This is a genomic window from Delftia sp. RIT313, assembly GCF_000632165.1.
In the GTDB taxonomy this organism is placed as follows: Bacteria; Pseudomonadota; Gammaproteobacteria; order Burkholderiales; family Burkholderiaceae_C; genus Comamonas; species Comamonas acidovorans.
In genome coordinates this window covers 23,285-36,255 of sequence record NZ_JFYT01000048.1, presented here as the reverse complement: position 1 = coordinate 36,255, position 12,971 = coordinate 23,285, and the positions used below count along the sequence as shown (strand labels likewise).

Sequence of the window (12,971 nt, the reverse complement as noted above, 5' to 3'; positions counted from 1 at the left end):
TGGCTCCGGGCTGGATGCGGCGCATTTCCTTCCGTCTCGAAAGCCCTCCCGGATGTCTTCCCGTACCCGCATCGGCCTGCCGCGCGCAGGCGCCGTCAGCCCCTTCACCCCTGTTTGCACCCCTGTTTGCACGCTCCACCGCCTGGGCATCATCGCCCGTGTCTGCGCCATGGTGACTGCCGCGGCGCTGCCCGCGGGCGCCTGGGCTGCTGACGCCGAGCTGGGCGAGGTCACGGTGCGGGGCACCACCGATCCCCAGACCCTTCCCACGGTGGCCCCGGGCGGCCAGGTGGCCAAGGGGGCGGGCCTGGGCGTGCTGGGCCAGCGCGATGTGATGGACACGCCGTTCAACATCACTTCCTACACGGCCGAAGGCATTGCCAACCAGAACGCGGCCACGCTGATGTCGGTGCTGGAAAACGATCCTTCGGTGCGCTTCACCACCAACACCGGCCATGCCTACGAGAACTTCACCATCCGCGGCCTGGGGGTGAATGCCTCGGAGCTGGGCTTCAACGGCCTGTATGGCCTGGCGCCCGACGGCCACGTGCCCGTCGAGATGATCGAGCGCGTGGAGGTGCTCAAGGGCCCCGGTGCGCTGATGAGCGGCATGACGCCCGGCGGCGCCGTGGGCGGCACCATCAACCTGGTGACCAAGCGCCCGCTGGCCCAGGATCTCACGCGCGTGACCACCATGTTCAGCAGCGGCTCGCAGCTGGGCCTGCAGGCCGATGTCTCGCGCCGCTTCGGCCCCGAGCGCCGCCTGGGCATACGCGTCAACGGCAGCACCTCGAGCGGCGACACCGAGATCGACGGCCAGAACCGCCGCCATGGCCTGGGCGCGCTGGCGCTGGACTACCAGGGCGACGGATTCACGCTGGGGCTGGATGCCTACAGCTACCGCTCCACCATCCGCGACGGCAGCCCGATGATGGTCAGCATGCAGAACCTCAAGCAGGTCATCGCGGCACCCGACGCCACGACCAACCTGTTCCCCGGCATACACGCCAAGCAGCAAAGCGATGCGCTGATGCTGCGCGGCTCGGTGGACCTGGGCGCGGACTGGACGCTGTTCGGCTCCGCAGGCACGGCGCAGCATGCCTACGACGGCATGCTCAACGGCACGCGCGTGGTGCTGCGCGCCCAGGGCGACGGCTCGGCCGTGGGCCAGACCTACAACCAGTACGGCTATACCGACAGCACGGCGGCCGAGTTCGGCGTGCGCGGGCGCCTGCGCACGGGCGGCGTGAACCACCTGCTGGTGGCCTCCCTGAACTGGATGAACCAGAAGGGCGGGCGCGCGGCCGTGGCCACCAGCGCCAGCTACATCACCAACATCTACAACCCCGCGCCCATCACGCTGGCCGGCCCCTACGGCGCCATCAAGCAGGAGCGCGACGACGTGCTCAGCAGCCTGGCCCTGGCCGACACGCTGAGCTGGGGTGGCGATGCCGTGCAACTGACCGTGGGCGCACGCCTGCAGCGCGTGAACCAGAAGATGGCGGGCTACAACGAGCAGGCCGTCTCGCCCGCGCTGGGCCTGGTGGTCAAGCCCTGGGGCGATGCGGTCTCGCTGTACGCCAACCATGTGCAGGGCCTGAGCGCGGGCTCCATCGTCGGCGCCACCTATGCCAATGCCGGAGAAGTGTTCGCGCCCTACAAGACCAAACAGTTCGAGATTGGCGCCAAGTGGCGCACGGGTGATTTCACGCAGACGGTCTCGCTGTTCCAGATCGAGCGGCCCTCGTCCGTGGTGGAGACCGCGACCAACCGCCTGCTGATGGATGGCGAGCAGCGCAACCGGGGCCTGGAGTGGAATGTGTTCGGCGAGCCGCTGCGCGGCACGCGCGTGCTGGGAGGCCTGGCCTACACCCAGGCCATCCAGAGCAAGACCCAGGGCGGCGCGCGCGATGGCTTCGGCGTCTACGGCGTGCCGCGCTGGACGGCCAACCTGGGCGGCGAATGGGACGTGCCCGCGCTCCCGGGCGCCACGGTCACCGGTCGCCTGATCTACACGGGCGCCCAGTGGGTGAATTCGGCCAACACGCTGAAGATGCCCAGCTGGACCCGCGTGGACGTGGGCGCGCGCTATGCCACCCGCATCGCGGCCAAACCCGTCACCTTCCGCGCCACGGTGGAGAACCTGTTCGACAAGTCCTACTGGGCCGGCAGCTTCAACGACAACTTCGCCACCACGGGCGGCCCGCGCACGGTACGTGTCTCGGCCACGGTGGACTTCTGACGCCATGGCGCAAGCTGCACGACAAGGCCTGTGCGTGGCCGCCTCGCTGCTGTGCCTGCTGGGCGCAGCCGTCCATGCCGGTGAAGTCATGACGGCAGCCGCATCGCGGCAGGCCCTGGCCGCACGGCCGGGCACGCTGGCGCCGGGCCAGGCGGCCACAGGGGTCCTGGCTGCCGGGGGGCGCGAGTCCTGGCGCGTCGATCTGCCCGCCGGCCACGTGGTCCAGGGTGAATTCGAAGGGCAGGGCGTGGCCCTGGACCTGGAGGATGCCCAGGGCCGGCACCTGCGCCGCCTGGCGCGGCCCGATGGCGGTGCGCAGTCGCTGATGTGGGTCACGGAGGGAGCCGGCAGGCAAAGGCTGGTGGCGCGCCACATCGCAACGGACGCGCTGATGGCCGGCGAGGTGAAATCCGCAGCCGGCCGCTTTGCGCTGCGGTTGACCTCCAGTCTTGCGCCGTTGGGCGCCAAGGCTGTGCAGGCCCCGGAGCGGCCTGCGCTGGAAAGCCCACGCTTGCAGGCCCTGGCGCAGGCCATCCAGCGCGGCGCGGGTTCGGGCGTGGCGGCAGACGCCTTCTGGCGGCGCGTGCAGGAGGAGGGCGCGCCGATGGTGGAGCCGCTGCCCGGCGGCCAGTCCCTGGTCACCTTCCTGTGGCGTGGCCAGCCGCGCGCCGGCATGCAGGGGGTTCGCCTGTTCGGCAGCCCGGCCGGCAACCATGATCCGCTGCAGCACCTCGACGGCAGCGATGTCTGGTGGGCCAGCTTCCGCATGGCCGACAACGCGCGGCTCAGTTACCGCCTGGCGCCCGATGTGCCGCTGATCGCAGGCTCGGCCATGGAGCAGCGCCGCGCCCTGCTGGCCACGGCGCAGCGCGATCCGCTCAATCCCAAGGTGTTTCCGCAGCCCCCCGAGGGGGGCTTCATCGACGCCTTCCAGGGCGCCTCCGTGCTGGAGCTGCCCAAGGCCCCACCCCAGCCCTGGGTGGCGCCACGCGCGGGCGTGGCCCAGGGGGCGCTGGTGCAGCACCGCCTGTCCAGCCGCGTACTGGGCAACAGCCGCGATGTCTGGACCTACCGCCCGGCGGGCGGCCAGGCGCCCGAGGCGCTTCTGGTGCTGTTCGACGGCAACGCCTATGCGAAGCAGGTGTCCACGCCCACCCTCATCGACAACCTCATGGCCGACGGTCTGATCCCGCCCACGGCCGTGGTGCTGGTGGACAACGCCAGCCCGCAGGCGCGCGGCAGGGAGTTGCCGCCCAACACCGCCTTCGCGCGCTTTCTGGATGAGGAACTGATGCCCTGGGTGGGTGAACAGGGCCTGGGCCAGCCGGCGGCGCGCACGGTGATCGGTGGCTCCAGCTTTGGCGGCCTGGCCTCGGCCTATGCGGGCCTGGTCAATGCGCACTGGTTTGGCAACGTGCTGAGCATGTCGGGATCGTTCTGGTGGTCGCCGGCCGGCGAGGTGCCGGGCTGGGTGCAGCGCCGCTATGCCCAGGAGCCGCGCCAGCCCGTGCGCTTTTATCTGGATGCAGGCCGCTACGAGCGCGCACGCGGCGGGCAGGACGGCATCCTGGAAACCAACCGCCACCTGGCCGATGTGCTGCGCGCCAGGGGCTACGAAGTCACCCAGGCCGAGCACGAGACCAGCCATGACTATCTGCAGTGGCAGGGCTCGCTGGCCTGCGGCCTGGTGGCCCTGCTCAATTCCGGGCGCTTCGCCCAGGGTCTGCCGGCCTGCGAGCGCATGCCGGACGGCACGCCTGCACTTCCCTGATGCCGCAAAAGCCAATGTTTGAACTTCCTGGCAATACAGCAATCACTGTAAGAATGAACACCATGAATGCAAATCATTCCCGTCGCCGGATCCTGGCGAAGATGGGCCAGGGCCTGGGCGTGCTGGTCACGCTGCCGCTGGCGGCGCAGATGTCCCGTGCCCAGACGGCAGCGGCCGGCAAGACCGTGACCGTGCCGCATGCCAAGGGCGAGATCCAGGTGCCCTTCAAGCCCGTGCGCGTGCTGGTGTTCGAGCTGGCGGCGCTGGACACGCTGCAGGCGCTGGGCGGCGAGGTGCGGGGAGTGCCCGAGTTCAAGATGCCGCCGCTGCTGGCCCGCTATGCCGATGCCAGGTATGCACGCATCGGCAGCCTGTTCGAGCCTGACTACGAATCCATCAAGGCGCTGTCGCCCGACCTCATCATCGTGGGCGGCCGCTCCGAGGCCAAGTACAAGGAGCTGTCGCGCTTCGCCCCCGTGCTGGACCTCAGTGTCAGCGACCAGCACCAGATGGCCGACATCTACCGCAACATCCGCACGCTGGGCGCCGTCTACGGCCTGCAGGACAAGGCCGAGGCCGAGGTCCGGTCGGTGGAGCAGGCCATCACCGCATTGCATGGGAAGGCGCAGGACGCCGGCAAGGGGCTGGTGCTGCTGACCTCGGGCGGCAAGCTCAGTGCCTACGGTCCGGGCTCGCGCTTCGGCATGCTGCACGATGTGTTCGGCGTGAAGCCGGCCATCGACAACCTGACGGTGGCGCGCCATGGGCAGGTGGTCTCCTTCGAGTTCCTGCTCAAGACCAATCCCGACTGGCTGTTCGTCATCGACCGCGACGTGGCCATCGGCCAGGATGGCAAGACCGCCCAGCAACTGCTGGACAACCCGCTGGTGCGCGCCACCAAGGCCTGGCGCGGCAAGCAGGTGGTCTATCTGAATGCGGCCAACTGGTACACCCTGTCCAACGCCGGGCCGGGCGCGCTGAAGGCCAATATCCAGCAACTGTCGGATGCCTTCACCCGCACATGACCTCAAAGCGTTGAGCCCGCCTGTCACCACCGCGCACGCCGCGCCCATGTCACGCCCATCGCGCCAGGCCCTTGCCTGGCTTTTCGCGCTGGGCCTGTTGCTGGCGCTGTCGCTGGCCAGCCTGATGGTGGGCGCGGGCGACATGCACTGGAGCGTGCTGTGGTCGCGCAGCGAGGACGACCTGGCCAGCCAGGTGCTGGTCTACAGCCGCGTGCCGCGCACGCTGGCCCTGGTGCTGGCCGGCGCATCGATGGCGGTCTGCGGACTGCTCATGCAGATGCTGGCGCGCAACCATTTCGTGGAGCCTTCCACCGTGGGCACGGTGGAGTCGGCCAGCCTGGGCATGCTGGCCGCGTTCCTCTGGGTGCCGCACTGGCCGGTGATGGCCAAGATGGGGATTTCGGCCGTGGCGGCACTGCTGGGCACGGCGCTGTTCCTGGCCGTGCTCTCGCGCATCCGGCTGCGTTCGTCGTGGATGGTGCCCCTGGTCGGCCTGGTGCTGGCCGGCGTGCTGGAGGCAGCCGCCAGCTTTCTGGCGCTGCAGTTCGACATGATGCAGGCGCTCAAGTCCTGGTCCAACGGCGATTTCTCGCTGGTGGTCCAAGGCCGCTACGAGTTGCTGTGGCTGTCGCTGGGCGTCACGGCTCTGGCCTGCCTGGCGGCCGACCGTTTCACCGTGGCGGGCCTGGGCGAGAGCTTTGCCACCAACCTGGGCCTGAACTACCGGCGCCTGGTCTGGCAGGGGCTGGTGGTGGTGGCCGTGGCTACTTCGGCCGTGGTGGTCACGGCCGGCAGCCTGCCCTTTGTGGGCTTGATCGTGCCCAACGTGGTGCGCCTGGTTCTGGGCGACAACGTGCGCCGCAGCGTGCTGTGGGTGGCGCTGATCGGCGCGGGCCTGACCGTGCTGTGCGACCTGGTCGGGCGGCTGCTGATCGCTCCCTATGAAATCCCCGTGGGCACCGTGCTGGGCGTGCTGGGCAGTGCCCTGTTCCTGGCGCTGATCCTGCGCCGCCGCAAGGACCGTGCATGAGCAGCCTGCCGCAATCCGTGGCTTCCGATGAGCCTGCAGCGCGCAGCTGGGGCCATGGCGCGCGCCTGGCGCTGCTGGGCGCGCTGGCCCTGCTGTGCCTGCTGGCCTTCATGACCGTGGGCGTCAAGACCGACTGGGCCTTCGTGCTGGAGCACCGGGGCGCCAAGGTGCTGACCATGGCGCTGGTAGCCTGTGCCATCGGCCTGTCCACCGTGGTGTTCCAGACCGTGTCGCACAACACCATCCTCACGCCTTCCGTCATGGGGTTGGATGCGCTGTACCTGTTCGTGCAGGCGTCCATGGTGCTGATGCTGGGCGCGGCGGGCGTGTCCGCCATGGGCGAGGTCGGGCGCTATGCGCTCAACATCGTGCTGATGATGGGCTTCAGCGTGCTGCTGATGCGCTGGCTGTTCGTGGGCCATGCCAGCAGCCTGCATCTGATGCTGCTGGTGGGCATGGTGGGCGGCATCTTCTTTCGCAGCCTGGCCGGGCTGGCCATGCGCGTGCTCGATCCCAATGAGTTCACGGCGCTGCAGGACCGCATGTTCGCCAACTTCAACGCGGTGAACCTGCAACTGCTGCTGCCGTCGCTGCTGCTGATCGCCCTGGGCAGCGCCTGGATCTGGCGCCAGCGCCGGGTGCTGGACGTGATCTCGCTGGGGCGCGATGCCGCCGTCAGCCTGGGCCTGGACTACGAGGGCCGTCTGCTGCGGCTGCTCGCCGTGGTGGCCTGCATGGTGGCCGTGTCCACGGCCCTGGTCGGCCCGGTGATCTTCTTCGGCCTGCTGGTCAGCAACATGGCCTATCACGCCATGGGCACGCGCCGCCATGCCTGGGTGCTGCCTGCGGCCGTGCTCTGGGGCTGCGTGCTGCTCATGGGTGGGCAGGTGCTGCTGGAGCAGCTTTTTCAATTCAATACCGTGCTGAGCATCGTGGTGGAGTTCCTGGGTGGAATCGTCTTCATCGTGCTGCTCATGCGCAAGGGGACCCAATGATCGAGGTGCGTGATCTGCTCAAGCGCCATGGCGGCACGGCAGTGCTGCAGGAGCTCAATTTCGATGTGCCCGAGCGGGCGCTGACGGCCATCATCGGGCCCAACGGTGCGGGCAAGTCCACGCTGCTGTCCCTGGTCAGCCGCCTCATGCCCATCACGGAGGGCAAGGTGCGGGTGGCCGGCCTCGACGTGGCCACCACGCCCACCGAGGCGCTGGCGCGCATCATGGCCATCCTGCGCCAGGACAACCAGAGCACGCTGCGCCTGACGGTGCGCGACCTGGTGGGCTTTGGCCGCTTTCCGCACAGCAAGGGCCGGCTGGGCCCCGAAGACCTGCGCCATGTGGACGAGGCGCTGGAGTACCTGCAGCTCACGCCGCTGGCCGAGCGCTTTCTCGACGAACTGTCAGGCGGCCAGCGCCAGCGCGCCTACATCGCCATGGTGCTGTGCCAGGACACGCCCTTCATCCTGCTGGACGAGCCGCTGAACAATCTGGACATGGCCCACGCCGTCAGCATGATGGGCCTGCTGCGCCGCGCGGTCACCGAGCGCGGCAAGACCGTGGTCATGGTGCTGCACGACATCAACTTCGCCTCCTGCTACGCCGACCACATCATTGCGCTCAAGGACGGACGCCTGGCCGTGGCGGGCACGCCGGCCGAGGTCGTGCAGGACGAAGTCCTCAGCACCCTCTACGGCATCCCCGTCAGCGTGCACGAGGTCAAGGGCCGCAGGCTCTGCCATTACTTTGGTTGAAGCTTGAGAGTCAGATCGGCGCGCGGCGCATAAAACTGGCGCTTCCCAAAAGCGAGGAACACCGAGGAAGGGCCTAAGCCGGCCGCGCCGCCCCGCCGCGAGGGTGTCGCCGGCTGCCCGTATGCCCCCCTCCCTCGCGAAGCGGGTAGAGAGGCGCCGTGCAACGGGGGGAAGCGGCGTAAGCCGCTCAGGGGGTGCTTCTTTTCAACAGCATGGAATCGCCATAGCTGAAGAAGCGGTACTCCTGCGCAATCGCATGGCGGTACAGCGCCATCACCTGCTCGTAGCCCGCGAAGGCGCTGACCAGCATCATCAGCGTGCTCTTGGGCAGGTGGAAGTTGGTGATCAGCAGATCGACCACCTGGTACTCGAAGCCGGGCGTGATGAAGATGCGCGTGTCGCCGGAGAACTGGCCCGTCTGGGCCCAGGACTCCAGCGTGCGCACCGTGGTCGTGCCCACGGCGACGACGCGGCCGCCGCGCTGGCGGCAGCGTTCCAGCGCAGCCAGCGTGGCCAGCGGGATCTCGTACCACTCGCTGTGCATCTGGTGGTCGGCCAGGTTCTCGGTCTTCACGGGCTGGAAGGTGCCGGCGCCCACGTGCAGCGTGACGCTGGCGCGCTCGATGCCGCGCTCGGCCAGGCGGGCCAGCACGGCGTCGTCAAAGTGCAGGGCGGCCGTGGGCGCGGCCACGGCGCCGGGGCGGGCCGCGAAGACGGTCTGGTAGCGCTCGCTGTCTTCGGCGGCGTCGGGGTCGTTGCCGGTGTCCTGGTGGCGCTCGATATAGGGCGGCAGCGGCAGGTGGCCGAAGCGCTCCATCAGCTCGTGGGGCGTCTCGCCGCGCGGGCCTTCGAAGCTCAGGTGGAACAGCGGGCCGTTCTCGTCGGGCCAGCGGCCGCGCAGCACGGCGTCGAAGCCGCCGCGGTTCTTGCCGCCGCACAGGTGGATGCGCGAGCCGGGCAGGGGCTTCTTGCTGACGCGCATGTGGGCCACGACATCGTTGCCTTCGAGCACGCGCTCGACCAGCAGCTCCAGCCGGCCGCCGCTGGCCTTCTCGCCGAAGATGCGCGCCTTGAGCACGCGCGTGTCGTTGAACACCAGCAGGTCGCCGGGCTGCAGCAGGTCGGGCAGCTCGTGGAAGATGCGGTCGGTGGGCGGGGTGGCATCGTCGCGGCCGTCGAGCAGGCGCGAGGCGCTGCGCTGGGCGGCAGGATGCTGGGCGATCAGGTTCTCAGGAAGCTCGAAGTCGAAATCGCTGAGCGAAAACACACGGGACAGGGAGGACATGCAGTGCTTGAGGGCCGGACATGGCCCGTTCCAAGTTCGTTGAACGGAAGTCCGCCATTGTCGCAAACCCTGGGGTCATCCCCGGAATTTCGCGGCGGTCACTTGGCCATCTGGGCCTGTGTCTGGGGCTGGCGCTCGAACTCCAACCACAGCGTCTCCAGATCCGGGAAGTCCCAGTTCACCGGGTCCTCACGCGCGATGATGCGGTCGTTGCCCTGGCTCTCGGACAGGTCCTCGATCTCGGGCGTGATGCGGCAGGCCTGGCGCAGCGAATAGAACACCTTGACGCGCGGCGCCAGCAGGCTGCCCGGCGAGGCATCGACCACGACGGCCAGGCGCTGCGAATGCAGGCGCACCAGCGAGCCCAGCGGATAGATGCCCACGGTCTGCACGAACTGCTCGAACAGCCGCTTGTCGAAATGGCGGGGGCTCCACTCGGCCATGCGCCGCAGCGCCTCCGAGGGCGGCCAGCCCTTCTTGTAGGGCCGGTCCGAGGTGATGGCGTCGTAGACATCGCAGATCGCCGTCATGCGCGCCAGCAGGCCGATGTCGCCCTGCTGCAGTCCGTCGGGGTAGCCGCTGCCGTCCACCTTTTCGTGATGGTGCAGGCAGGCATCGATGACCTCGTCGTCCAGGCCCAGCGGGCGCAGCAGCTGCTCGCCATGGCGTGGGTGGGCGCGCATCAGCGCCCATTCCGCATCGTCCAGCGGCCCGGGCTTGTTGAGCACGGCGACCGGGATCGCGGTCTTGCCTAAATCGTGCATGAGACCGGCCATGCCGGCCTTGCGCAGGCTGTGGTCGTCCAGGCCCATGCGCTTGGCCAGGGCCACCATCAGCGCGCACACGGCCAGGCTGTGCATGTAGGTGTAGTCGTCGGCCGTCTTCAGCCGTGCCAGGCCGATCAGGGCGTGGGGATTGCGCGCCACGGAGGCCGTCACATCGTCCACCAGTTGCCCGGCGGCCGTGGCGTCCACGGGCCGGCCCAGCCGTGCGTCGCTGAACAGGCGGCTGAGCAATTGCTTGGCCTGCACGCAGGTCTGGGCGGCGCGGCGCAGCTCGGTAGCGGTGGAAATGGGGGCCGTGCTCTGCTCGGAGACAGGGCGGGCGCTGTCCGGGATCTGGTGGCGAAGCTCGTCCTGCGGGTCAAAGCGCAGGCAAGGCACCTGGACACCCACGTCCAGGCCCTTGCGCACGTCGATCCAGACCTCCTGGATGGAGGTGGAGCGCAGGCGCTGGAGGTCGGCCTCGGAGCGGAGCAGGAAACGGGTTCGCCAAAAAGGATGCTCCATCCAGGAGCCGCAGAACTCGTGCAGGAACATGCCCAGAGTGACATGCTGGACATTGATACGCTTCAACATGGCATTCGGTGGCGGGGTAACACTACGTAACGTCAGCGTGCATGGTAGCGGCTTCCCCAGAGACCCGGGGCCTCAAGGGTGCTTTGGGCAAGGGCATCCGGCATGAACGTGGCGTGTTGCCTACACCTGTATATTCATACACTATGCTGCATGCCCGCCCATGTCCATGCGCATGCTCTGAAACAGGATAGCCCATGCCCTTGAACGTCTCCTCTGCCTTCCCAGATCTGGGGCGTGACGCCCCCGGCGGCAAGGCCGCGCGTGCCGGCAAGGGAAAGGCCGCAGGCAAGGGCGGCAAGGCAGCGGACAAGGCGGGAGACAAGCCAGCAGCGCCCGCCAAGCCCGCAGCCAGCGCCGCGCAGAAGGCGCTGCAGAAGATGGGCCTGGTGCGCGACATCGATCTGGCCCTGCACCTGCCGCTGCGCTATGAGGACGAGACGCGCATCACTGCGCTGCGCAATGCCCGCGAGGGCGACACGGTGCAGATCGAGGCCACGGTGACCCACAGCGAGGTGCAACTGCGCCCGCGCCGCATGCTCAAGGTCACGGTGGACGATGGCACGGCCGAGTGCGTGCTGACCTTCTTCAGCTTCTACCCCTCGCACCAGAAGACCCTGTCCGTGGGCGCGCGGCTGCGCATCCGCGGCGAGGTCAAGGGCGGCTTCTGGGGCCGGCAGATGCTGCACCCGGCGTTTCGCGCGGCGGGCGGCGACCTGCCCACGGCGCTTACGCCCGTCTATCCCACGGTGGCGGGCCTGCCCCAGGCCTACATCCGCCGCGCGGCAGCCACCGCCATGCTGCGCGCCGATCTCTCCGATACGCTGCCCCAGGGCGAGCATCCGCCCGTGGCGCAGTTCCATGGCAACGGCGGGCTGCCGCCGCTGTTCAGCCTGCGCGATGCGCTGCAGTTCCTGCACCACCCCACGCCCGATGTGGCCCTGGCCACGCTGGAAGACCATTCGCACCCGGCCTGGCAGCGCCTGAAGGCCGAGGAGCTGCTGGCCCAGCAACTGTCCCAATACGAGGCCAAGCGCGAGCGCGCGCGGCTCAGGGCACCCGTGCTGCGCGCCCAGCCCATGGACAGCGCCCAGGGTCTGGCGCGCCAGTTCCTGGACCAATTGCCCTTTGGCCTGACCGGCGCCCAGCAGCGCGTGGTGGCCGAGATCCTTGCCGACATGGAGCGCCGCATGCCCATGCACCGGCTGCTGCAGGGCGATGTGGGATCGGGCAAGACCGTGGTGGCGGCGCTGTCGGCCGTGGCCTGCATCGAGGCCGGCTGGCAGTGCGCGCTGATGGCGCCCACCGAAATCCTGGCCGAGCAGCATTTCGGCAAGCTGGTCGGCTGGCTGGAGCCGCTGCTGGCCCCGCTGGGCAAGCGCGTGGCCTGGCTGGCCGGCGCACAGAAGAAGAAGGAGCGCACCGCCATGCTGGAGCTGGTCCACAGCGGCGAGGCGGCCCTGGTCGTGGGCACGCACGCCGTCATCCAGGACCAGGTGCAGTTCAAGAACCTGGCGCTGGCCGTCATCGATGAGCAGCACCGCTTCGGCGTGGCCCAGCGGCTGGCGCTGCGCCAGAAGCTCGCGGCCTCGGGCATGGAGCCCCATCTGCTGATGATGAGCGCCACGCCCATCCCGCGCACCCTGGCCATGAGCTACTACGCCGACCTGGATGTGTCCACCATCGACGAACTGCCGCCGGGCCGCACGCCCATCGTCACCAAGCTCATTGCCGACAGCCGCAAGGACGAGGTCATCGAGCGCATAGGCGCCCAGGTCGCGGAAGGGCGACAGGTCTACTGGGTCTGCCCGCTGATCGAGGAAAGCGAGGCGCTGGACCTGTCCAACGCCACGGCCACCCATGCCTATCTGAGCGAGATGCTGCCCGACGTCATGGTCGGCCTGCTGCACTCGCGCATGCCCACGGCCGAGAAGAAGGCCGTGATGGAGCTGTTCTCCGCCGGGGTCATGGGCGTGCTGGTCTCCACCACGGTGATCGAAGTGGGCGTGGACGTGCCCAACGCCTCGCTCATGGTCATCGAGCATGCGGAGCGCTTCGGCCTGTCGCAGTTGCACCAGCTGCGCGGGCGCGTGGGGCGGGGGGCGGCGGCCTCGGCCTGCGTGCTGCTGTATTCGGTGGGGGACAGTGGGCGCCTGGGCGAGACGGCCAAGGACCGGCTGCGTGCCATGGCCGAGACCAATGACGGCTTCGAGATCGCGCGGCGCGACCTGGAGATCCGCGGCCCCGGCGAATTCCTGGGCGCGCGCCAGTCCGGCGCTCCCATGCTGCGCTTCGCCGATCTGGAGCAGGACCTCATGCTGCTCGACTGGGCCCGCGAGCTGGCGCCGCGCATGCTGGAGCAGCACCCGCAACTGGCGCAGCGCCATGTGGGCCGCTGGCTGGGCGGCAAGGCCGAATTCCTCAAGGCCTGATCGGTTCGTTCCATTTTTGCTGGGTGGCTGTGTTACGTATTTTTACGTGTCCAGGCGCGGCCTGGCAGCGGCATCTTCCGC

At 68.9% G+C, this 12,971-nt stretch carries 9 protein-coding genes; 7 read left to right on the top strand and 2 right to left on the bottom strand.

All coding sequences use genetic code 11. The annotated features are described in order from the left end of the window. Positions 1–52 precede the first annotated feature (52 nt). From BW39_RS14280 to BW39_RS14255, 6 genes are read left to right on the top strand one after another with little or no spacing between them, the layout of a single operon-like run. A complete protein-coding gene (locus tag BW39_RS14280; RefSeq protein WP_043822508.1) occupies positions 53–2,242 on the top strand; it encodes a TonB-dependent receptor in 2,190 nt (729 codons plus the stop codon). Positions 2,243–2,246: 4 nt separating this feature from the next. Further along, the gene (locus tag BW39_RS14275; RefSeq protein ID WP_043822506.1) at positions 2,247–4,013 is read left to right on the top strand and encodes an enterochelin esterase domain-containing protein; all 1,767 of its coding nucleotides are present in this window, start codon (positions 2,247–2,249) and stop codon (positions 4,011–4,013) included. A 14-nt stretch (positions 4,014–4,027) separates the two neighbouring features. After that, entirely contained in the window at positions 4,028–5,038 is a 1,011-nt protein-coding gene (locus BW39_RS14270; RefSeq protein ID WP_043822504.1) for a siderophore ABC transporter substrate-binding protein, read from the top strand. A gap of 46 nt (positions 5,039–5,084) precedes the next feature. Then, entirely contained in the window at positions 5,085–6,068 is a 984-nt protein-coding gene (locus tag BW39_RS14265; protein WP_043780677.1) for an ABC transporter permease, read from the top strand. Beyond that, positions 6,065–7,063, top strand: coding sequence for an iron chelate uptake ABC transporter family permease subunit (locus BW39_RS14260; RefSeq protein WP_043822503.1), 999 nt, complete (start codon positions 6,065–6,067; stop codon positions 7,061–7,063). The genes BW39_RS14265 and BW39_RS14260 overlap by 4 nt, the downstream gene beginning before the upstream one ends. Continuing rightward, entirely contained in the window at positions 7,060–7,818 is a 759-nt protein-coding gene (locus BW39_RS14255) for an iron ABC transporter ATP-binding protein (protein ID WP_043822502.1), read from the top strand. Before BW39_RS14260 ends, BW39_RS14255 begins: the two co-directional genes overlap by 4 nt. 187 nt (positions 7,819–8,005) lie before the next feature. On the opposite strand, the gene queA is transcribed toward BW39_RS14255, so the two are convergent. Further along, positions 8,006–9,103 carry a tRNA preQ1(34) S-adenosylmethionine ribosyltransferase-isomerase QueA gene (queA, locus tag BW39_RS14250; protein WP_013804467.1) on the bottom strand — a complete coding sequence of 366 codons (1,098 nt, stop codon included), beginning with the start codon at positions 9,101–9,103 and terminating at the stop codon, positions 8,006–8,008. A gap of 98 nt (positions 9,104–9,201) precedes the next feature. Then, entirely contained in the window at positions 9,202–10,461 is a 1,260-nt protein-coding gene (locus BW39_RS14245) for an HD-GYP domain-containing protein (protein WP_013804466.1), read from the bottom strand. A gap of 194 nt (positions 10,462–10,655) precedes the next feature. Between BW39_RS14245 and recG the strand changes: the two genes are divergently transcribed. Beyond that, the gene (gene recG / locus BW39_RS14240; RefSeq protein WP_043822500.1) at positions 10,656–12,890 is read left to right on the top strand and encodes an ATP-dependent DNA helicase RecG; all 2,235 of its coding nucleotides are present in this window, start codon (positions 10,656–10,658) and stop codon (positions 12,888–12,890) included. Positions 12,891–12,971 lie beyond the last annotated feature (81 nt).